The 20,155-nt window shown below is 59.4% G+C and carries 28 protein-coding genes; 4 read left to right on the forward strand and 24 right to left on the reverse strand.

What is annotated here, in order from left to right; translation table 11 throughout:
• Nucleotide 1: 1 nt before the first annotated feature.
• The 12 genes from RTQ46_RS06690 to RTQ46_RS06745 form a co-directional block, all read right to left on the reverse strand.
• Nucleotides 2-1,507: an SGNH/GDSL hydrolase family protein gene (locus RTQ46_RS06690; protein WP_312435404.1), complete on the reverse strand. Its 1,506-nt coding sequence runs from the start codon at nt 1,505-1,507 to the stop codon at nt 2-4.
• Between the two features lie 62 nt (nt 1,508-1,569).
• Nucleotides 1,570-1,941 (reverse strand): hypothetical protein, encoded by a 372-nt coding sequence (locus RTQ46_RS06695; RefSeq protein ID WP_312435405.1) that lies wholly within the window; start codon nt 1,939-1,941, stop codon nt 1,570-1,572.
• A 57-nt stretch (nt 1,942-1,998) separates the two neighbouring features.
• Complete coding sequence (locus tag RTQ46_RS06700; protein WP_312435406.1) at nt 1,999-3,366, reverse strand: P22 phage major capsid protein family protein; 1,368 nt, start codon at nt 3,364-3,366, stop codon at nt 1,999-2,001.
• 162 nt (nt 3,367-3,528) lie between these two features.
• Nucleotides 3,529-4,341, reverse strand: coding sequence for a DUF6651 domain-containing protein (locus tag RTQ46_RS06705; protein ID WP_312435408.1), 813 nt, complete (start codon nt 4,339-4,341; stop codon nt 3,529-3,531).
• Nucleotides 4,342-4,474: 133 nt separating this feature from the next.
• Entirely contained in the window at nt 4,475-5,281 is an 807-nt protein-coding gene (locus RTQ46_RS06710; protein WP_312435409.1) for a hypothetical protein, read from the reverse strand.
• Between the two features lie 67 nt (nt 5,282-5,348).
• Entirely contained in the window at nt 5,349-6,689 is a 1,341-nt protein-coding gene (locus tag RTQ46_RS06715) for a hypothetical protein (protein ID WP_312435411.1), read from the reverse strand.
• Nucleotides 6,690-8,057, reverse strand: a complete 1,368-nt coding sequence (locus tag RTQ46_RS06720; RefSeq protein ID WP_312435412.1) for a DUF4055 domain-containing protein — start codon at nt 8,055-8,057, stop codon at nt 6,690-6,692. It abuts the gene before it with no gap.
• Nucleotides 8,058-8,071: 14 nt separating this feature from the next.
• Nucleotides 8,072-9,370: a terminase large subunit domain-containing protein gene (locus RTQ46_RS06725; RefSeq protein WP_312435413.1), complete on the reverse strand. Its 1,299-nt coding sequence runs from the start codon at nt 9,368-9,370 to the stop codon at nt 8,072-8,074.
• On the reverse strand, nt 9,339-9,800 hold the full coding sequence (locus RTQ46_RS06730; protein WP_312435415.1) for a DUF2280 domain-containing protein: 462 nt from the start codon (nt 9,798-9,800) through the stop codon (nt 9,339-9,341). The genes RTQ46_RS06725 and RTQ46_RS06730 overlap by 32 nt, the downstream gene beginning before the upstream one ends.
• A gap of 30 nt (nt 9,801-9,830) precedes the next feature.
• Nucleotides 9,831-10,469: a putative metallopeptidase gene (locus RTQ46_RS06735; RefSeq protein ID WP_312435416.1), complete on the reverse strand. Its 639-nt coding sequence runs from the start codon at nt 10,467-10,469 to the stop codon at nt 9,831-9,833.
• 1 nt (nt 10,470) lies between these two features.
• Complete coding sequence (locus RTQ46_RS06740; protein WP_312435418.1) at nt 10,471-10,719, reverse strand: hypothetical protein; 249 nt, start codon at nt 10,717-10,719, stop codon at nt 10,471-10,473.
• A gap of 439 nt (nt 10,720-11,158) precedes the next feature.
• A complete protein-coding gene (locus tag RTQ46_RS06745) occupies nt 11,159-11,305 on the reverse strand; it encodes a hypothetical protein (RefSeq protein ID WP_312435419.1) in 147 nt (48 codons plus the stop codon).
• A gap of 196 nt (nt 11,306-11,501) precedes the next feature.
• Between RTQ46_RS06745 and RTQ46_RS06750 the strand changes: the two genes are divergently transcribed.
• The gene (locus tag RTQ46_RS06750; protein WP_312435421.1) at nt 11,502-11,792 is read left to right on the forward strand and encodes a hypothetical protein; all 291 of its coding nucleotides are present in this window, start codon (nt 11,502-11,504) and stop codon (nt 11,790-11,792) included.
• A gap of 51 nt (nt 11,793-11,843) precedes the next feature.
• Here the strand turns inward: RTQ46_RS06750 and RTQ46_RS06755 are convergent, their stop codons facing one another.
• Nucleotides 11,844-11,999: a hypothetical protein gene (locus RTQ46_RS06755; RefSeq protein ID WP_312435422.1), complete on the reverse strand. Its 156-nt coding sequence runs from the start codon at nt 11,997-11,999 to the stop codon at nt 11,844-11,846.
• 204 nt (nt 12,000-12,203) lie between these two features.
• Between RTQ46_RS06755 and RTQ46_RS06760 the strand changes: the two genes are divergently transcribed.
• Complete coding sequence (locus RTQ46_RS06760) at nt 12,204-12,986, forward strand: FxDxF family PEP-CTERM protein (RefSeq protein WP_312435423.1); 783 nt, start codon at nt 12,204-12,206, stop codon at nt 12,984-12,986.
• 228 nt (nt 12,987-13,214) lie between these two features.
• Here the strand turns inward: RTQ46_RS06760 and RTQ46_RS06765 are convergent, their stop codons facing one another.
• The 10 genes from RTQ46_RS06765 to RTQ46_RS06810 form a co-directional block, all read right to left on the reverse strand.
• Complete coding sequence (locus tag RTQ46_RS06765) at nt 13,215-13,421, reverse strand: hypothetical protein (RefSeq protein ID WP_312435425.1); 207 nt, start codon at nt 13,419-13,421, stop codon at nt 13,215-13,217.
• Nucleotides 13,418-13,960 (reverse strand): hypothetical protein, encoded by a 543-nt coding sequence (locus tag RTQ46_RS06770; RefSeq protein WP_312435426.1) that lies wholly within the window; start codon nt 13,958-13,960, stop codon nt 13,418-13,420. The genes RTQ46_RS06765 and RTQ46_RS06770 overlap by 4 nt, the downstream gene beginning before the upstream one ends.
• A gap of 96 nt (nt 13,961-14,056) precedes the next feature.
• Nucleotides 14,057-14,437: a hypothetical protein gene (locus RTQ46_RS06775; RefSeq protein WP_312435427.1), complete on the reverse strand. Its 381-nt coding sequence runs from the start codon at nt 14,435-14,437 to the stop codon at nt 14,057-14,059.
• A 29-nt stretch (nt 14,438-14,466) separates the two neighbouring features.
• Nucleotides 14,467-14,814: a DUF1064 domain-containing protein gene (locus RTQ46_RS06780; RefSeq protein ID WP_312435428.1), complete on the reverse strand. Its 348-nt coding sequence runs from the start codon at nt 14,812-14,814 to the stop codon at nt 14,467-14,469.
• Nucleotides 14,811-15,143 carry a hypothetical protein gene (locus RTQ46_RS06785; protein ID WP_312435430.1) on the reverse strand — a complete coding sequence of 111 codons (333 nt, stop codon included), beginning with the start codon at nt 15,141-15,143 and terminating at the stop codon, nt 14,811-14,813. The genes RTQ46_RS06780 and RTQ46_RS06785 overlap by 4 nt, the downstream gene beginning before the upstream one ends.
• Entirely contained in the window at nt 15,143-15,994 is an 852-nt protein-coding gene (locus RTQ46_RS06790) for a hypothetical protein (protein ID WP_312435431.1), read from the reverse strand. The genes RTQ46_RS06785 and RTQ46_RS06790 overlap by 1 nt, the downstream gene beginning before the upstream one ends.
• A complete protein-coding gene (locus RTQ46_RS06795) occupies nt 15,991-16,926 on the reverse strand; it encodes a hypothetical protein (protein ID WP_312435432.1) in 936 nt (311 codons plus the stop codon). Before RTQ46_RS06795 ends, RTQ46_RS06790 begins: the two co-directional genes overlap by 4 nt.
• Entirely contained in the window at nt 16,919-17,344 is a 426-nt protein-coding gene (locus RTQ46_RS06800; RefSeq protein WP_312435434.1) for a hypothetical protein, read from the reverse strand. The genes RTQ46_RS06795 and RTQ46_RS06800 overlap by 8 nt, the downstream gene beginning before the upstream one ends.
• Nucleotides 17,341-18,102, reverse strand: coding sequence for a DNA methyltransferase (locus RTQ46_RS06805; RefSeq protein ID WP_312435436.1), 762 nt, complete (start codon nt 18,100-18,102; stop codon nt 17,341-17,343). Before RTQ46_RS06805 ends, RTQ46_RS06800 begins: the two co-directional genes overlap by 4 nt.
• Nucleotides 18,099-18,626: a nuclease domain-containing protein gene (locus RTQ46_RS06810; protein WP_312435437.1), complete on the reverse strand. Its 528-nt coding sequence runs from the start codon at nt 18,624-18,626 to the stop codon at nt 18,099-18,101. Before RTQ46_RS06810 ends, RTQ46_RS06805 begins: the two co-directional genes overlap by 4 nt.
• Before the next feature lie 56 nt (nt 18,627-18,682).
• On the opposite strand from RTQ46_RS06810, the gene RTQ46_RS06815 reads away from it, so the two are divergent.
• Nucleotides 18,683-19,321, forward strand: coding sequence for a hypothetical protein (locus RTQ46_RS06815; RefSeq protein ID WP_312435438.1), 639 nt, complete (start codon nt 18,683-18,685; stop codon nt 19,319-19,321).
• A 23-nt stretch (nt 19,322-19,344) separates the two neighbouring features.
• Here the strand turns inward: RTQ46_RS06815 and RTQ46_RS06820 are convergent, their stop codons facing one another.
• Nucleotides 19,345-19,773, reverse strand: a complete 429-nt coding sequence (locus RTQ46_RS06820; RefSeq protein ID WP_312435440.1) for a hypothetical protein — start codon at nt 19,771-19,773, stop codon at nt 19,345-19,347.
• A 39-nt stretch (nt 19,774-19,812) separates the two neighbouring features.
• On the opposite strand from RTQ46_RS06820, the gene RTQ46_RS06825 reads away from it, so the two are divergent.
• Nucleotides 19,813-20,151, forward strand: a complete 339-nt coding sequence (locus tag RTQ46_RS06825; RefSeq protein WP_312435441.1) for a hypothetical protein — start codon at nt 19,813-19,815, stop codon at nt 20,149-20,151.
• Nucleotides 20,152-20,155 lie beyond the last annotated feature (4 nt).

Genomic DNA, 20,155 nt, shown 5'->3' on the forward strand with positions numbered 1-20,155 from the left:
GTCAATCCTTTCGTAGGCGTGGCTGCGAGAGCGTGTATGACCCCGAGGTGGCAGGGCCGCTGAAGCTGATCCGCGCGTCAAACTTAGTGATGGTGCCCGTTACCAGCGCAGCGATGCGCCTCGTGCGACGAGTGAAGGTCGCCGATTCCGGGTAATCTGGATTGCTGCCCGCACCGGATTTGGCAGCGTTGTTGCCCGCCCATGTCGATTCGTTGACGTTGGCCTGCGCGCGGATCGTCGCCTCATTGACGAACGATGGACTCGCCAAGGAAAGGCGAGCGGCGGCAGAAATAAGCTGGCCAGCAACGATAGGCGTAACGCCATCGTTCTGTGAGATCGACAGGACGTCACCAGCGGCTGTTGCGCCACTCGACAAAGCAACGGTCAGACCCCGTGCAGTAACCAGCCCGGTGTCCGCATCAACGATATCGACCACGCTGACATTGGCCACACCAGTGCCCGTGCGCGTTGCCCAGCTCACGTCCCAGTTTGTAGGCACCGGACCGGTTATGTTGGCGCCAAACGTGCCACTCGAACCAGCAAAAATGACATTCTTCAGCGTGTTGGTAGCGGGCGATGTGGCGCTGTCCTCGCTGCCGGCTGGCAATTGGTTCGGCAACTGAATAAGCGGACGCAGCCGTACTGCCAGCGCCTTGGAGGCGTAATACGCAGCCAGCAGATTCCAGTGGTTGACGCCATCCAGCGTCCAGCCTGAGCGCACCGACAGCGCGCCTGGTGGCGTGATGGGATCAACGGTGATCATGAACAGGTCAAGGAACACGCCGCAAGCATTTGCCCGGGCAAAATCGCGCAGGGCTGCGTTGCAGGCCATATGGCCAGCAATTTTGCTGGCCGAATACGTGCGGGCGCCGACGGTATGCCAGATCGGGATCTGCCCGTTAGCGATCAATGCCTGGATAATTTGAATCACAAACGCTGCGGCTGCCTGGCCTGTGGCGTTATCTGTGCCGTATATGTCATTGTAGCCAGCTGACAGGTACACATAACGATTGCGCCGCAAGAGCACTGCCGGCAGCTGCTCCGTGAGCATTTCACGGGCAGATTTACCGCCAATGGCTACCATCTGGTTGATATCGAATACGCCACCCAGCAGCTCGTCAGCCGTGACGATAATGCCCGACGTCTGGGTAGAAACGAAATTGTTCAATGCCCCACCATAGTTATTCGCGGCATACGAATCACCCATGATCGATAAACCGTTTGCGAGCATTACGGACTGAACGGCGCCGACCGCGCCAGAACCGGTACCGATGTCCACAATACCGACGGAGCAGGACACGAGGAAGCGCTGCTGGCCAGCATAAGGGCCGATGGGCGCCATGGCACCGGCACCGATCGGCCACGACTGCAGAGAATTTGTGCCGCCCAGCACGGGATCGAGGCGGTAGAGCGTGCCAGTCGTGCCGGTGGCGCCGCTGACATTCAGGATCCGGCCCTCGGGCAGCGTGATGGTTTGCGGCGTGCTGCCAGCGATGATAGTGGGCATGATGGCCTTCGGGAGTGCGGTTTATGGAATGCCTCGATATGCGGGGCGGTGCCGGTTGCGACTTACTTCTTATCGCCAGCCGCCTTCTCGGCTGCCTTCGCTGCAGCCTTATCAGCGGCAACCCTGTCGGCAGCTGCCTTGTTGGCTGCGTCAGCGGCGGCGGACCGCTCGGCATACAGGCGCTGCGCTTCGGCTTCATTGGCGCGCGCCTGCTCAGCAACGCGCTCCTTCTCGGCGGCCAGTTCTCGCTCGCGCTCCAGCAACTGGTCGCGCGCGGCCAGCAGTTCGGCCATGGTAGGCACACGCTCGGTTGGCGCACCCAGGTCTTGATCGCCGTACAACTCGTGCACGTCGGGATCGAAGTCGGATTTGTTGATAACGACGAACGGACCTTGTGTGCGCGGGTCCGTCGATACGATTTGGATGGTATCCATGGTGATTTCCAGGTGATGCCCGGCAGCACCGCAGTGCTGGCCGGGCCGGGTTGAAGATTAGCCCAGCAGGATGCCGAAGTGCTCGTCTTTGGCGGTGCCGCAGCCCCATACCAGCGCGATCTCATACTGCACCTGGCGGTACTGCATGTACATGCTGACCTCGAACGACAAGCCCGAGATCGGATCGGTGATGATGGTGCGGTCGACCGCCGAGTCGCCCTGCGCTGGCAGCGCTGGTACGCGCGTCGCCAGGACGATCGCCGAGCGTGCGAAGAACAGGTTGCGGAAGCCGACGTTGGCAACGGTGATTGCAGTGGCTGCAGCAGGGATTGCCTGCATCAGACCAGGTGCAGCCAGAGTGATCGTGCCGCCGTTCGACGCATCAGCATCACCCGATGCGACCACGTACTTGTTTTCCGGATCGCCAGCAATGCTGACCACATCGCCTGCAACAAACGCGCCGGTACCAGCTGCCGCCAGCGTGATGACGGTGGCGCCAAAGGCGTAGCCAGCCGCATTGGTGGTGGCGCCGGCTGCAGTGCCCTTCGCCGGACGTTTGATCTGGGACGACTGGCGCAGCGCCAGATTCTGCAGGCGATCGGTGATGCCGTTGCGCAGCATATCTTCGCGGCCCGCTTCATTGACCTTGAACAGGCCCGATTGCTTGCTGCGCATGTTTTGCATGGCAGCGCTGCCCAGGACCAGCTGGAAGTCGAGGCCTTGGGCGCCATTGTCTTCCAGAATGCGCAGTGCACCGGCAGTGTCATTCAGCTCGTTGGCGATACCAAACGGCGCGGTACCTGGGGTGCCGTACGCACGCGATGCTTTAACGTGCAGTGCCGTCAGGTCGCTTTCGACTTCATTGGCCAGCGTGCGCATCGCTTGCGCGAACTGGTCGCGCAGGATGATGTTGTAGCTGTTGCCGCTGTTGTCGAGTGCCAGCTTTTCTTCACCGTTCCAGCGGATCGGCACACGGCGCGCCTTCGTCAAGGTGACGCCCTTGTTACCGATGTTCTGGTTGCCGTCATCCGGTGGCGTAACGGCCGGCACGATATCCGTCGCCGTCGCAGGCGGCGCAACTGGCGAGGTCACGGTCTGACCGACCGCAGCGCGCGCGAAGGTCATGTCGCTCGATACAGCGGAGATCATGCCGATCTGCTCGCGGGACACGACGTCCATCGCGTTGTACAGCGTATTGATCAGGCCTGTCAGGTTGTTGGCGCCGAGCACCAGGCCAGTCTTCGCTGCGTAATTCCAGACGTAGCCGTACGCCAGCTCGCGCACCACGCGTGCGCAGAAGACTGCCTTGCTGATAGCCGGCGCAGCAAAGCCCTGTACCGCTTGGGCGCTGGTTGTTGCGGCCGAAGCGGCCGTGGACAATGCCATGGCGGCCAGCGCCACGGCAAAAGCGAACATTTTTTTCATGTGGATTGCCTTAAAGGTAAGTGGTTTGGGATTTCATGCAGCAGGCCATCCAGCCCAAAGCACCGACTTGCCCATCCAGGCGCCGGCAAATGTATTGCGGTGTTACAGAGATAAAAAAGGCCCGCACACGGCGGACCAATCAGTCAAACAAATGAACCGGAATCAGTCGACCAGCACCGCGCCGCCGCTCAGCAAGCCAGCGCGCGCCGACGGATCGGCTGCTTCGTACTGGGCGCGGGTAACTTGCTTGGCATTGCCGGCACCGCCGTTGTTGCCGCCAGTGGCGCCGCCGCCGGAGGCGCCGGAACCCTTGAGGATCTGATCCTTGAATGGGCAAGCTTGCACCAACTGGGCCAGGCCTTCATCGAAGTCGGCGATTTCGCCAGGACGGGTCGGCGAGAAAATCTTGTTGCCGGCGGCGTCGTATGGAACGGTTTTGCCGTCTTCGACTTTGAAATTGTTGCCGAAATAAGCCTTGGCCATTTCGGGAGGGATGGCCAGGCGCAGCGGGTGCTTGTCGTCGGTGAACAGCTTCGAACTGGAGAAACCGCCGCCGATCATGTGGGTATTCAGTTCACTGGTGCGCTTTTCCAGTTGAGCGGTCAGTTCCTGCAGCTGCGTGGCGCTCGCTTTGGCCTGCGCAGCAACCTGCTCTTGCGCGGTCTTGGCGGCCGCGTCTTGGATTTCCTTGACCTGGGCAGCTGTCTTCAGTTCGCCGGAACTGAGGCTCTTCACCGTGTTCAGGGCAGCCAGCGCGGCCACACCGTCTTCGATACCATCGAACGACTTCAGGCGCAGCTCGGCAGCCTCTTTCGCCTCGCGGTGCGTTTTGGCTTCACCATTCAAGCGGGTGATCGTACCCAGCGTGGTGTCCGCATCGAATGGCGCTTCGGCACCGTTCGGGTGAATGAAGATCGGAAGCTTCTTCTCGCTGTCGATCGCGATGGTTCCGTCTGCGTTGAATTTAAATGGCATGGTCGTTCTTTCCGGGCATCCGCCCTATCAATGGCCTTCCGGCCGTGCACCGCGTCGCGTCCGCTGGCGGCATAAAAAAAGCCACCTCATGAGGTGGCTTGCAACTATCAAGACTTTCTTCTTCACAATTTATTTAATCGAATGCGTCTGGATTCTCCGTAAGAATTTCATCAGTTTCCTTTCTGACAGCCTCGATCAAATCTAGAACCACTCCTATGTCAGTGGCCACAAGCAGTTTTTTTTCTCGGTGATACTCAATTGCTATTCCGACTATATGGGCGCCCTTTTCATCAGCGCACCAAATAGGCGACCCGGAAATCCCGTTCAAAACAGGGAGCTCCCACGCGCTGCCTCCCCGAGTGACCGCCTTACGATCTACGTCAAAGATTAAATGCGAGGCCTCAGAAAGTCCAAGCTGCTCAGCCTTTGAAAATGCTGTCGGCATCCTCATTAAGCCGGTGGGCGAGATTTTTATGATCTTTGTCAGCGGATTGGCTTTTCCCCTAGAGCTTGGGAAACCGGCAAAGCAATACTGTTCAGTCGGTCGCGGAAGCGTTTGTCTTCTGAGAACAGCAATAGGCAGCGCTCGCCAATCCTCATATGGCGGCATTGGCCCGCCAAGCAGCCTTGCGACGCCAAGATCTAGGCGATCGGATGAGCCCATTTCGCCAAAAGGGTGAGTTAGCTCCAGAGCTCCGGTTATCTTTCTGGGTTGATCTCCGCCCGGATAAAAGAAAATCGAGTTAATATTTTTAAGGACGTGAGCCGCAGACACAATGTAATAGGCCCCATTGTCTTCAACTAAAAGAGCTGTACCGATAACTTGTGGCCGCTGCTGCCTGCTTTTATTTAACAGAGGCTGAATATAGACAGAAATGCCGTCCATGAAGCGATGCGCATCATCCAGCTCCTCAGGTTTCATTAATTTCTCGACTAACATGATCTACGGTCTAACCTATGAAAACTAAACAGCAAGTAACGTCATAGGAGAATATCAGACTTCCAAGTTAATTGTCCTTGTACTTCAGTCGCAACTCGTCCAAGGTCAACTTCCGCCCTTTCAGATTCATCAGGTCATTCAGCGTGATCTTGTCGGCCTCGTACATTTCAGCGCGGCCCGGGCCCAAGTACTCAGCCCGCCAAGCCTTGTCTTTGCTGGCCAGGAAGTCCTTGAAGGTCATCTTGCTGCTGACTGCCCCGCCGTCGCTGGGGCGCGTGCTCTCGCCCGGCTCGTCCAAATCGATGCCCAAGTCCTTGAGGGACTTCGTGCGCGTGCTGAGCACGCAGCGGCAGCTGAAATGGATGGCGCCGGGCCCGCCCGCCCATTCGTGCGTATGGTTGATCGGCTCCTGCCCGTCCAGCGTGTATTCCTGCAGGTCGCGCATGGCGCACAGCAGGCACGTATGCGAATCGAGCGTAGACAGCCAGACCAGGCAATCGATCAGGTCTGCATTCTGCTGGAACGAGGCAAGCCGCGCGGCGTTGGCCACGGCCTGCACCGAGCTGTGCACCAGCGCGCGCGCATTGGCTGCTGATGCCTTGAGAATGCCCTGCTCGCCCGTCGCGACAGTATCCGGTGCGGCGCCTGGTAATTTTGCATCCGGTTTGGCGGCCAGATCGGCGGCCGGCGCTCCTGGCTTTGCCGCTGGCCCGGTTGTTGGTCCACTTGGCGAGCCCGGCACACCAGCTGCTGCAGGCGCTTTGCGTTTCGGCCCAGTTCCAGCATCAGCCGCTGCAATGCCCGGCCTACTCAATGGCGGTGAGGCTTTCGAGTCAGGCATCGGCGGCGTGGTAGGCAAAGCCGGCTTGTCGGTCAGCCCATCAGCTGCTTTGGCGCTCTTGCCAATCACCCGCGATACGATCTGCGACGTCGTCTCGCCCTGCGCCACCCCATCTCTCACCTGTTGTGCAAATCTAAATTGAGTGTCGCCTTCCTGACGTTTCCACCATTTAGCGGAAGCCGCGCCGTCGATTAGGGTATTCCCTACCAGCTTTTCGAGAAAGTCGGCAGGCGGCAGCTTGGCGCCCAGCTCGATTTTCAAGGCCTGCGTCAGCACCTTGGCCGTGTAATCGGCCTCGATGCGCACCATGCCGGTCAGGTTACGGGTCATTTCCGCCTGCATACCCATGTAGTGCGACGAAATCACCGCATTCGACTCGCGCAGCAGCGCGCCCAGGCGCTGCTTGCCATACGTCGATATCTCGCCCTCGTTCAGCTTGGCCGTGAGTTCCTTCGACATGGCGGCCATCAGCAGCAAGATTTTCTCCTGCGTACCGGACGAAAAGCGCAGCAGGTTTAGGGAATGCACGAGGAACATCTCGGCAATCCACTCTTCGAGCGCGCCCATCTATGCCGCCAAAAGATCAGGCGGAGCGGACTGGATGCGCTCCTGCTCGTCCTCCCATTTCAGGTCAGGCGACAGGATGCCGCGGCGCTGCAGCTCGTTGAAGTACGTTTCACCCGAGATACGGCCGTTGGCCACGCTCTTGAACAGCAGTTCCGCGCTGGCTTCGGCCAAGGTGGCGGCGCCGAAGTCCTTGAAAATGGTGATATGGCCGCCTTCAGGCTCATTCACCCATTCAGCCATCAGCTGCAGCGCCTGATCGCCAGCGTCTTCCACGTTGCCCGCGATCTTCTGCAGCGCGCACGCGCCCTGCTCGTTGTCGGCCAGCGTCTGGCTCTCGGTCACGTTGCCTGGCTTGATCACCAGCAGCTCGGCGCCGGCCTGGCGCATGCGGTCTTCCAGGTCGAGGATGGATAGGCGGCCTGCCTCGATCGCAGCGCCGGTGTGCTCCACGAATTTCAGGTCGCCATCTGGATGGTCTGTCTTGACCGCGTTTCCAGCGCCGACGGTAATACCGGCCTCCCCCAGCATGCGAGCAAACAGGATCGGCACGCGCGCGACGTGCAAAATGTTCTGTTGGTCGCTCTTGCTCTGCCAGTGCTCGATGTTGGTGTGTGCCAGTTCCAGTAGCGGCGGCGTGGCCTGCATGTAGCCAAGGCGCTTGCCGTAGACCGGAACAAAGGGGATGATTTTCAGGCTGGTGATGCCCTCTTCGTGCAGCATCCACTCCTTCTTGCTGCCAGTCTCGCGCTGGCGCCAGGTCTGCCACGTGCCGCGCCCCAGCACGCGCACCTGTTCGATTTCCTTGGTGTCGAAGTCGCCATCCGGCACGGACACGCATTCCAGCAGGCGCAGCTGCGTCAGGCCTTCCAGGCTGGTGGCGGTCTTCGGCAGCCAGCCCAGAATGTTCTGCACATGGACCTGTACGAAATACGGGCGCACGCCAGCGGCCTGTTCGTCGGCCTTCGTGACCAGGTTGCCCACCTTCGGGAAGTCCACCAAGATACCGGAAAAGCCGTAGCCCATGGCCTCTTGGGTGATCTCCGACAGGAAGCTGTGTAGGTCGCGACCGGCCAGGTCCACGTTTTGCAGCCAAGGCTCCAGGCGCTTCGGCACGTCCTCGCCCAGCGTCACCGGCTTGCTGAACGGCTTGGCCGACAGCACGTCAATGGTGCGGGCGTAGGCAGGAAACAGCGTGGCCACGGCCAGGCGCAGCTTGTAGGTTTCATCATCCTCTCCCGGCCACTGCGGCAAATACGTCTTGCCGGCGGCCCGCATCGCCTTGGTGCCGCCCAGCAGTGCAGCGACCAGGGCGCAATCCTCGTTCAGCTTCGCGGCTTCGGCTGATTGTTTGCGTACGGCGTCGGTCATGGAAATCCTTGTTGTTACATGCGCAGCGGCGCGGTGGTCGTCGTGCTCTTCACGATCGGGTAGCGCTTCACGAGGAAGTAGCCGTTCGCGTCATTCGGGTGGTCATGGCCGGACTTCTTGTCCGGCTGGCCGTCGGCGCCCCACACCTGCTGCTCAAGCGCCTCAGTGGTGGTCGGGCACATGTCGGTGTTGATCTTCCAGCGCCGCTCGCCCTGGGCGTTCAGGATCATGCCGTTGTAGGCATTGACCCGGTCCTTGACCGCAGGGTTTGAGTGGTTCACTTCGAGCAGGAAGCCTGCCTGGCGCAAAATGGACAGGTCGGACTCGCTCGCATTCTTGCTGCTGGTGTTCTGGCCGGACGCGTCCGGGAAAATCTTCACCTGATGGCCCTTGTTCTTGAAGTCCTCCGTCAGGATCTTGGCCATTGCGGGCGTATCGCGTACTTTCACACGTTCGGCCAATGTCAGCGGCTGACCCTCGCGGACCACATTGATGCACGCCGTCATGTTCAGCACGTTGAAGTCGAGGCCCACCTGCAGCGGCTCGCCAGGCAGGATGATCTGCGTCGTGCGGTTCTTGAAGCGGTCAAAGTCCGGATAGACCGAGCCGCTGGTCAGGTTGGTGAACTTGCCGCGCAGGTAGGCATCAATCAGCGCTGGCGGGTAGCTGGCCAGCAGTGATGGGATGTAGTCGGCTGGCAGGTTGAGCTCGTTGTCGAACGTGCTGGCCTGAATCAAGCCGTACAGCGTCGCGAGCTCGGGCTTGTCACGCACCGCCTTCACGAACTGCTGGTAGACAAACTTAAAGCCCTCTGGCGTGGTCGTCACGTCGATGCCGTTGAGCAGGCCCGGCACGTTGTAGCGCATCCGCGCGATGATCTTGCGCCAGGCCGTTTGCGCCTTGAGCATCGGCATCACGTCCAGCTCATCGATCAGCGCGTGGCCAATCTTGAAGCCGACGATGGTTTCCGGCTTCTCCATCGAGCGGCAGATGACCGTGCCGCGATACAGCCGCCCTTCGTACACCTCGACTTCGTGATCTCCCTGCTTCACCTTGATGCGCAGGCCCATCGCATAGGCCACCTCCTCCATCGTGGGATAGAAGATGTCGCGGATCTGCGGATAAGTCGGTGCGAAGTAGCCTTGGCTGATACCTGGCCACTGCCAGAAATGCATGCAGATGCCGACACAGCCTACGAACGTCTTGCCGGAGCCGAAGCCCGCGACATAGGCCTTGTACTTATGCGGCAGGTTCAGGAATGCAGCCTGGGGAACGTTGAGGTCAAGTTGTATCGTCGCCATGCCGTGCTGCATCCTTCACGCCGATAACGATCTGCACCGGCGTCGGTATCTGCTCCGTCTGCTCGGCCTTGCCCTTGTTCACATAAATATCGCCCACTTCCTTGGCGGCCTGCTCGTAGAGGCTGGCCACCAGCGGCAAGTTGCGCATGTTCTCTGCCTTCTGTGCCAGCCGGGCCAGGCCACGCAGACGAAATGCCTTGCTGGCGATTGGGATTTCCTCAGCGGTGGCGCGGAACTTGGCGCGCGTCTCTTCGAAGATCGTGCGCCATTTCTGGCTTAGGTTGCGGCCGACGTACGTGTTCGGGTCGTAGCAGGACACCTGCTGACGGCTCACGTCAAGGCCGAATTCTTCCTTTACTGCAACAGATACTTGCGTCGGCGAGTCGAAACAGGCCAGCGCTGTGACGACGTACAGCTTCACCTCGTCCTTGAGTGCGGCCATGTTTTAGTTTCCTGTAAAGCAACGTAAAGCCTACGCAGCCTTCAGCAAACAGGTTCCGCAAGCCCTCGCGATGTTGATTCTCGCCACTTCGGGCGGTGTCTTTGCTGCGTCGATAATGCGCTGCACGTCCTCACTGGCGCCGTAGCGGCGGACCACGCCGATGAACTCTTCGACGTCATGGCCGCGCATACACAGCTTCGGCAATCCGTATTTGTTGAATGCCGGCGCGCCGAAGTCATCCATCTCCTGCGCGATGTGATAAAGCTCGTGCTCCACCAGGGCGCAGAATTCGGCGTCGCTGCAGGTCAGACAGTAGGAAGCGTCCAGGGTGATGAGGAAGTCCGGGACCATGCCGAACCAGTCGGCCATCTGCTGTTGCTGGCGGCCTTTCTGCCACGGCCCACAGCGGAACGTCACTTCTTCGCACTGGCCCAGCACGGTGCGGCCTTGCTTCTGGAAACTGCCAGGCGCCCAGAGGAACTGCGCGTCGGCATATTCCAGGTGGGCGTAGTCTTCGTTATAGAGCGCGCCGCCTTCGGTGAGGATGGTTGCGCGCGCCCACTTGAGCACCTCAGGTGCGGGCAGGTATCGGTTATTCAGCGGGTCGGTAAATTCGGGTGGCGGCACCGGGCGGCCGGAGCCTGCCGCAGATGGTTGTCTGCGCACCATGTTATTGAGCACAATCGACGTCGAGCATCACCGGCGGCATCGTTGCGCCCACCACCCACAGTCGGACGGCGCCGCCGGCGTTCAGCGCGGCCAGTTCGTCAGCATCGGGGCGCCAGTACGACAGAACGGCCGGCAGGTCGCCGACGTGCGTGTGCGTGATCGGCAGCGCGTTGCATGGCAGCTCGCCTTGGTCCCAACCCGCAGGCGCGCCGAGCACCCCGTTGTTTGATGGATGCTGGAGCTTATTCATAAATTAATTAGACGAAGTTTGATAAATATCAACATTTGATTATTTCTTCGCGGCACGATCTTAATTTTCCGCAAAGAAATGCTTGGCAATGTCTACCTCATCAAACCGTGCTCCCACCGTCCGCCTGTCCTCTCGCCCAGACATCGAAAGCGAGCGAATAATTGATACCGCTGTGGAGATGGTGATGGAGGTCGGCCTGTCAGCTGCAGAGCAATACCTACTTAATATGGGCGTTAGTAAAAAAACTGCATTGCGGGTATTGGGCCACAACGCGCAGGTGCGCCGGAAGCCACGATAGATCATTTGCTTCGATGTCACCGCCCGCCCCCAGCAGGCGCCGCAGTGCATCGCGGCTGGAGTCCTCTGGATCTTTGCTACGTCGGTGAGCTGCGCCCGTTTTGTAAGCCCTGCCACTGGAGCGCGCTGGCAGTCGCAAGTGTCAGGCAGTCCAGACGTGCAGTGCGGGCTTGGCCAGCGTCCACAACCATGGCCAGACCAACAGTATGATCGCGACGATGGCGCCGCCGATCAGCGCGCCCGCCAGAATCAAGGCGATGATCATGCCGCCGAAATCGAAGTTGAACATGCGATTCCTCAAATAGAAAAGCCGCCAGCGCAGTCATGCGTCCGGCGGTGAAACCCGGCGTGCCGGGCAAGCAGAAGCTGCAGCGGGCACCGGCTTTTGTATCTATGCCTGATGACTCGATCAGCCATAGATCAAGGGCCGGCAGCGAAAAACGTGTAATAATTAATTAGCGATTAACTTTTTTGCAGCACGTCTAATGATGCGAGCGAAGGGCAAAACTGCGTGTAGGCGGATCAGAATATATGTTGCTGCGAGCGATGGTCAGCTCGACGCTCTGCTGCTGCTTATCGGCACTCAAGCTGTTGTGTTGTGCGAGCAACTGGTTGTCATCACAGACGATAACGACGGCCACTCTTTTTCGCCGTTTAGAAAAATAACCTTTGCAGTTCCCTCTTATCTTCTGATTTCCGCCTACCAGGTCACTGACTGGCTGATGTCGCTAAGCTTATTCGGTGGTCAGATTGGAACGGAAGACTTCCTTCAATAAATGAGCCCGTAGCATCAATGCTACGGCGGCATGCGCGCCCATCCGGCTGGTTCAGTTTCGTTCGTCGGCCTCGGCATGCGTCTGGCGCTCAGCAGCGATCAATGCCCAGCCCAGCTCGCGGCGCACTTCCTCCAGCGTAAGCGGCGGCTCTGGCGCTGGCGTGCGGCGATCGAGATAGTCGAAGGCCAGGTACCGCGATGGAGGCATGGTTTCGTACATGGCGACTTCAAAAGCGGACAACCTGGCGCGGATATCACGAGCTTGGCTGTCGAGTTTTTTTACACTTGCCATTCGCGGAACAGAAGGCTTAGGCAAAAATCATTGAATTTCAAAGACTTATAAAAATGGCACGTTTCCTGCTCTGTTTGGCCCGGGCATTTGCTCGATCAAACATATTTCACAGGGAAAAACATGAACCGAAAATTTTATTGGGCCACACTGGCGCTGTCGCTCGCCACTGCTGCTGCACATGCAGACAATTTCAAAAACGGTGGCTTCGAGAATGGTAACGCGAATGACTGGACGAGCGGCCAGGGCTATCGCGGCAATACGCTCAATACGTCGATCAATCCCACCAAGCTTCTGCCTGGCGGCAGTCTCTACGACGGCCCTACAACGCACTCAAATACCATCGCGGCCGGCACAGTCGATCAGATCATCGGCGCCAAGCTTGGCTCAACGGTGTACGCCGGCAAATATTCGTATCGCGTCGAAGATACCTTCTCGGGCGGCTACGCATCTGTGATAAGTCAGTCTGTCAGCAACTACACCGGCTCCAACATTTTCTTTACCTGGAAAGCCGTCCTGGAAAATGGCGGCCATGCACAGAATGAATCCGCAGCGCTGTTCATCTCCCTGCGCGACGACACGACAGGGATCGAGCTGGTCAATCGCACGTATGATGCCGGTGACGGTGGCGGCGGCGTTGACAGCCGCTTTGCTACGTTCGGGAATTATTACTACACGCCGCTGTGGCAGGTCGAACAGCTGGCCATCGACGCCAGTCTGTCCGGCCACGACTTCACGCTGTCGGTAGCTGCCGCAGACTGCTTCCCGGCCGGCCACACTGGATACGCCTACCTTGATGGATTTGGCGGCGTGAACCCTGTTCCAGAGCCTGAAACCTACGGCATGATGCTGGCTGGCCTCGGCTTGCTGGGTTACGTAGCGCGCCGGCGCAACAAGCAGGCGTAGAAATGGAAAAGCCACCCGTGAGATGGCTTATTTTTTTGCTCCCATGGCCATAATGCATGGTGAGCGGCAAATTCAAGGCGTGCAGATACGGCGCTGGGTCCGGGTACTGTCGCATGTTCCAGCTATCGGTGGCGCCAGGCGCACATTACGATTTCCGGAAGAATTTTCTTGAATAAGAGCCTGCATTATACAGCAAAATACTGTTTGTAAACACAGGCACTCATCTTTTTACATTGCTACGCACAGTTTCAGCGCTTGTTCTTCGGTGAAGCCTTCGCCGATCAACGCCAGATACTTGGCGCGCACTTCTTTGGCGCGGTGAGCGAACAGGTCGAGATGCATCGGCCAGTTGTTGCGCATCCCCTCAAGCGCGGCGCCAAGCGTACGCGCTTCCTCGGCGCGCCTCTTGTCCGCCCGATCGTCGTTCGAGCTCATGCGTGGCTCCCGCGCAACAGGCCGCCTGCCCGGCCCGAGTGGCTATCGGAAATGGCGCTCAACTCGCTCACCATGTCCTTGACGCGCTCCAGCTCCAAACCGGCCGTGCCGTGGATGACTGCCGTGCCGGTGCCCTTGCAGTTGGTGCAAATGCCATTGCCCAGCAGAACCTTGACGCCGGTACCGCTGCAGCCTTTGCACGTGCTATCGAGCCAGTGCGCCAGCGACTTCTCGGCCACGCGGCGGTACAGCGCCTGTGCTGACTGCGCATCCCACGCGGTATTCTCGGGCACCCAGCGGCGGGAGCGGCCGCGGCGGATCACCTCGGCAGTCCAGATGCGCAGCAGCTGCGCCAGGTTGCCGGCATTGCCTTCGAACTGCCGGTTGAGCGTGCCGCCCGCGTACTTCACGCGACACAGCAGCGCGCCGATATCGCCGGCCAAGGCAGCGGCAGCCAGCGGCTCGGTCTGGTGGTGCAGCGCATCGTCCAGCAGGTTGGTCGATCCGATTGAAGCGATGTAGCGATCAGGGAATCCCATGGAAGCCTTTCAAGTTATCGCTCCATGTTAACACCCATTTCCGGTTTGAAATAGTCCCTCCACACGACTTTCTCTGGGCTGCAACAAGCCGTGATATCAGTTCCATAATTGCGCAAACGCTTTGGCTTGGGCGGCGACCAAAACGCCAATCTCCAGCTTTGGAAGCGCCCGAACATAATGGCCGATCGCCAACCGGATTGAAGCATACTCGCCGGTAGTCAAATCAAGCAGCTTCGTCGGTCGTGCGCAGGCCTTGCGCAGTGCATCCCAAGCCTTCACGCCGATGGTGTATTGCTGCTTGTTGCCCAACTGCGACCAGACCGCTATGCTCGTCAACAGATGCTCGGTGAGTGTATTGGCCATGCCTGGCGGTGCCGCCCCGCGCTTCGCAGCGTCGAGGGCAAGCAAAACGGCCATGGCCAGTTGGTCTACCGTATCGGTATCGATTCGCTGCTTCGCGGCGATCAAGTCGAACATGTCGCTAACGCCGCTGTATCGCGCACCCATCAGAATTCCTCCGTTTTCCAGCCGCCGCCCAACTTCTTCGGCAGCGCCTGCACGGCGATAAAGCGCAGCGGGTACATGTCGGCCGCGATCTTGATCTTCGCGCGCGCGTCGTCCTGCCAATGGCCTTTCACTTCGTGCGCCTCCAGCACGCCGCCCGCTAACAGCACGGCGAAATCTGGCGTGTAAAACGTGTTATCGGCCAGGCGGAATTTCAGACCTTCGAACTTGTACCAGGTCACCTCTCCTGCCGCCTTGCGCAGCTCCAGGGTTCTGGCGTAGGCCGCCTCGGTCTGGTTCATGGCGCCGACCTTGAGGCGGCCCAGCGCCTGCAAGCCACGGGCCATCATCGCGTACGCTCCAGGCGATGCGTGGCCGCCATCACGATCGCTGCGCGCGCCGCGGCATCCCTGTCCGGATAACACCGATACCGCGCCAAGAAGCCGCTGGCATCGACGCAGGTCGACGCTGGTGTCAGGCGTATCTCGAGCTGCGCGAGCAGCGGGCCGGCCGCCGTCCAGTCGCCGATCCAGTCGGGCACCAGCGCCTGGCCACGGCTTTCGGCCGCGCCGGCGGGCGGCATGCCGACCAAGGCGCCGCCCACTTCGGCGATGCGGGACCAGCCAAGCAACTCGGCCAGGCGTTTGTTTGCTGCGATTTTGTTTTCTTGATTTTTCATTAGAAGCCTTTGGAGGCGTTTTTTTGATTACGGATGACCTCGGGTAGTGGGCCACTATCGTTCGTCGCGTGGCGGCCCGGAAGATGGGCGTGGCGCAGTATTTGCCGAGGATCAACAGCCCACATTTCGGCGCGCGGATCGATTTGGCGCACGCGATCGTTCGTTTTGCGTTTGAATTCGATGTCGGCCAGGCGCTGCTGCTCAACGGCCGCCAGGCGAGCCGCCTCCTTCGCGGCAGCGGCCTCCACCTGCATCTGCTTGATCTTGGCCAGCTGCGCACGCGCCGCTTCGTCCGGCGTCGCATCCTTTTTGCCTGCCAGCAGACCGGCCACGGCCGGCGCCGGCAGCAGCCCTGCCCTCACCGCGCTGTCGAGCACCTCGACGTGCCGGGTCTTGTCCCAGCCCACGGAGGCCACCCATTCGGCCGGTCGGCGGACCAGGCGCGCCGCCGCCACGATGCGCTCGTACGCTTCCAGGAAAGGCTTGCGCGCGCTGATAGCGCCGCTGGAGTCAAGCACGGGCCGGCAGATGCGGAACGCCTCGGCGATCTCGGTCGTCCAGACCACGCTGGCCATCTCGTCCTGGCTGGTCAGCGCGATCGCCCAGGCTTCCTCGGCACCTGGCCGGCCGTCCATGAGCTTGCAGCGCTTGGCGATGCCGGCCGGTACTGGCGCAAATTCGCCATTCTCGTCCTGGTAGGCTTGCATGGCCGCCTGCACAGTGCGCAGCGGGTAACGCTCCAGGTTGGCCATCCAGGCGCGCGCCATCGCAGCCTCGGGCAGTGGCTTGCCGTAGGCGGCCAGCGTTTCGGCCAGCAGCTGCATGAAGCGCGGCGTGTCGGCGGCGTTCATGCGGGCACCATGTCGATGACGTCGCCGGCCGGCGCTGCGGCGCCCAGCAGCTCGCGCATGATCCGCTCATTCGTCTGCTCGATCGTCTCGCTACCGGCGCAGGCGCGGGCCTGGCCGGCATCGTTGCGGATGAACCGGTCGATGTGGTCGGCATCACGCAGGATCAGGCCCAGGCCGTTGTACTTCGTTTTGGCGTCGTTCTGGCCCATGTTGTGCGGCGTCTTCGAGCAACCACGGATGGCCTTGCAGATGTCGGCCGGCGAATAGCTTTTGAGCGCCTTGGCGATGATCCGCTTGCGCTTGTCGTCCAGAGCCGACTTGGGCGAGTCCATGACTTTTTGCCAGTAGGCGAAGATTGTCACAACGGCGTCGAGCGGCTTTTGCTCGACAAGGGGGTTGGCTCCTGGTTGTGGCTTCGGTTCAGGCTCTGGTTCAGGCTCTGGCTCTGGTTCCTGTTTCGGCACTGAGCTTGAAAGGGTTTCGAAAGGCTTTCTTTCAAGCCCATTTTCTGCCGCGAATTTGTCGAGAATGGCAGTAGGAAAGGTATCCGAAAAATCGCGCAAAGCCGCAACCAGCAACGCTTTCAACCCCGCAGGTGGCGAAATTGTTGCAAATAATTTCCCAGCAGCTTTTCCTACATTCGGGTTTTCAAACTGGTTCCACTTGAGGTAGCGAGTAATAACCAGCCAAAACGACCGTTCGCAACGGCTGATATAACCCTTCTCAACAAGTCCACTAAACCCTTTCGATACCCTTTCGACAGTCCATTTCAGGTCATCGGAAGCATATGCATCGGGAAGACGGAAGCATCCCAACATGTTGCCATGCGGGCATGTCAGCAGGTAGAGCGCCAAGGTGCGCTCGTCCTCGGACATGGCCATTACGTCTTCGCTGGTCCAGAATGCGGTGTAAACTTTTCCGTAATCACGCATGAGTCGCCTCCCGCGCGCGCGCCGCGCCGAACAGCGCAGCCACCAGCGGATCGCGTGCCTTTTTCAGCTTGCGTGCACGATTCCGGGCCTTGTGCAGCTCATAGCGGTCTTCGTCGCGCCTGACGCGCGCCATGTGCTTGATCTGGCGCTGGGTCGACGTGAGCACTGCCGGGCGCGGCGCATCACGGCCAGCGCCGGCCCTGTAGGCCGGCAGCCGGGTTTCGCGCCCGGTTGTCTGTACGGCCCAGCGCGCAATGCGCACGTTGCCGTCGAGGTGCATCTGCACCAGGTAGCGACACGTCTGCTCGATGCTGAGGAAAACGAGCGGCGCAAGGTCGCGCGCGGTGAGCGCCTGACTGGCCAGCACCGCAGTGATCGCCGCAACGCGGCGTGCTGACATTGGATGATCGATCTTCACAATTCGCCCTCCACAAACAGCGGAGCTTGGTCATTGTTCAGCACCTCACGCGCAAACAGTCGCCCTTGCGCAGCAGCTTGCTTCATGCGTCGGCAGGCAATTTCAAAATAGGCAGGGTCGCGCTCGATCCCAATAAATTTACGGCCAGTTTCAATTGCCGCCACTCCCGTCGTTCCACTTCCCATGTATGGATCGAGTATGGTGACGCTCTTGGGCAGAAACTCACAGCACCAAATCATTAATGAAACTGGCTTTTGAGTTGGATGCTCCTTATTCGGCGTACCGCGCGTGGCGCTGACGCGGAATAGCGCGGCCGGCCTGTTCAACGAAGTCCAGGCGAGCTCAACTTGCGAGAAGTTCGGCCACGGCTGTTCTTTATCCCACGCGAGGACGGCGCGCGCTGGCGGCAGCGGAAAGTAGTTACCGCCCCAGATGATCTGTACGCTCGACATGCCACGCAATTGATCGAACATTTCCTGCGTCGGCGCTACATCCCATTGCACATCGGAAGTGTTCAATATTCTGTTTTTTAATGTCCCTGACCCTTGCTGGCGCGGCGACTTTCGAACTGCTGTGGTTGAGCCGGCGCCATCCAGATTCAATATTCCGTATGGCGGATCGGTCACCACAGCATCAACCGTGCCCAATAGTGGAAGAAGTTTAGAGCAATCCCCCAGGTAAAGTGTGGCATCACCGATGACGACGCATTTGGCGGCCCCGGTGACTGCTGCTTGTTCTTGAGCGTTAAATGCACTCATGGATTCTCCAAATTGAATGTCGTGACCGGCGCTGCATCGAGCAGGCCCATCGACCGTAAGATTTCGTGTGTGGCACCGACGGCCGCGCGAAACGCAGCCTCCAGGCCGGCCAGCGACAGATCAGCCGGGCGCGGGCGCCTGCCGTCGAGCACGTCGTGGCAGGCGCTGCAGCCGAATGCGGCGGCCGTGTCTGGCGCCTTCAGGCCCATGCCCTTCCCGTCCGCCAGGAAATTGCTGTGGCAGAGCACGGTGGTGTCAGGGTCGAAGTTGCAGACGGCCAGACGGAGCGTGCAGTCCTGGCCACGCGCGGCGCGCCGGATTGGTGTAGAGCGCGAGCCTTTGTCCTTCAAGCCTGCCTTGCGCTTCGGTGCCGTGCGCAGGTGCGACTGCACGGAGAGCATGCCGGTGCTGGGCATAGGTGAGGCGCGCTTGAGCTTTGACACTTCGCGCGCCTCGATGCGCTCGCCGGGTGCGAAGGCGGTGCGCTTCAGGCCGGCGCCTGGCTTCAGGGGTGAACGCTTCATTTTCCACCGCCAATACTCGACGTGTTACGATTCCGCCAACTTAAATTGGAGTCGGCATGGCTTGGTACGAAAAATGGGCGGCAATGGCCATCACCGCGGCAATTGGCGTAGCGGGTTACTACGGCATTCCTTGGTCCCGAATGGACATCACGATCTGGGCCTACTGGGTGGGAGCTGTCGGGGCAATCGGATCTATCATCGGAGCGTATTTTCTTGGAGAGCGGCAATCCAAAGCGGCCTTGCGATTGGCGGCGAATGTAGAGCGACTTACTGCATTCCGAAGGGGTGGATCGATTCTCGCCGTAACCGATGCGGTGGAGTCGCACACTTCTAGAATTTTGAAAGCATTTAACGATGAAGGCTTTTACTACTTGATTTTGCTGATGCAACATGATGGCAAAATTATGCAGAGCTATATTGACGCCCTTTCGGCTATTCCCGTCCACGAACTCGGCAGTTATAAAAGTGTTGCAGCACTTCTTCGAATCAGAACCTCTATGGTTTATTTTCAAATTCACATCGAAAAATGCGTAGCCCAAGCTGAGAGGTCCAGAAATCAATACACTGGCGGGGTGGCAGACTTCCATAGAATCGACCCATCCTCCATTCGCCACTGTGGCGAAGAAATTAGCGTGTGCAATCAAACCCTCAGATGCGAGGTCGAAAAATTGCGGGTCGTCGAAATTACGGTGTAATTGCTTGGTAATTTTCATGCTATTCAGTCCTCCATCGCCCGCTTGATGCCAGCGCCATTGAGGCCCGCAGCTCGGCAGCCCAGGCGAGTAGCGTGGAAGTACGCATTCGTGTCGCTTTCGTGGCCCGCCGCGGCCAAGCCTGCATCAACCAGGCGCTGCATGGCTTCTCGCGCAGCGCCGGAAATGTTCGCGCAATAGTAATTGCGCCAACCCCATTTGGATTTCGGGTATTGCTTCACGGCGCCCAGCATGTGCTGCAGCTTGGCGAAGTCGCCAGGCATGATTGCGTCGCGGACGGCGGCCAGCGCGCAAGCGGCGCATTTGCCGTGCTGGGCCAGCTGCTTGGCGGTGCTGGCCTTGCCGCAGGCGCAAACCTTGCGGATCAGCGAATAGGCAGGCGCGGCTTGGTTTGCCAGGTGATGGCGGGTAATTTGGGCAGGGTTTGTGATCATGCTAAGATATCTTTCCATTAACAAACTAAAGGGCCTAAAATGTTTGCCTACCACGTCGCGCCAATTGATTTTGGCTGGGAAGACTTGCAAACCGTTGAAGACGCCGCGGCAAAAATCGGGGAGCTTGATGCTCGCGCAGTTGTCACTGAGGTTAGGCATGAGGTGCCAAGAATCGGAATTAATGAGTTTCTCGAGAGTTGGGAAAATGCGAAGAAAATGGCAAAACAGGTTGGCTGGGAAGGCGATTTCCGCCATTCGCCAGGTGTTTTCTGGGTGCCCACTCCAGACGGGTTTAAACACGGCTTTGCCTTTAAGCAAGACAACAACGGCAGCACTTTTGTAATTTCGCCCGTCAAAATGTCTTGGCTTGAGGATTAATGTA

Source organism: Janthinobacterium sp., assembly GCF_031995485.1.
In the GTDB taxonomy this organism is placed as follows: domain Bacteria; phylum Pseudomonadota; class Gammaproteobacteria; order Burkholderiales; family Burkholderiaceae_D; genus Janthinobacterium.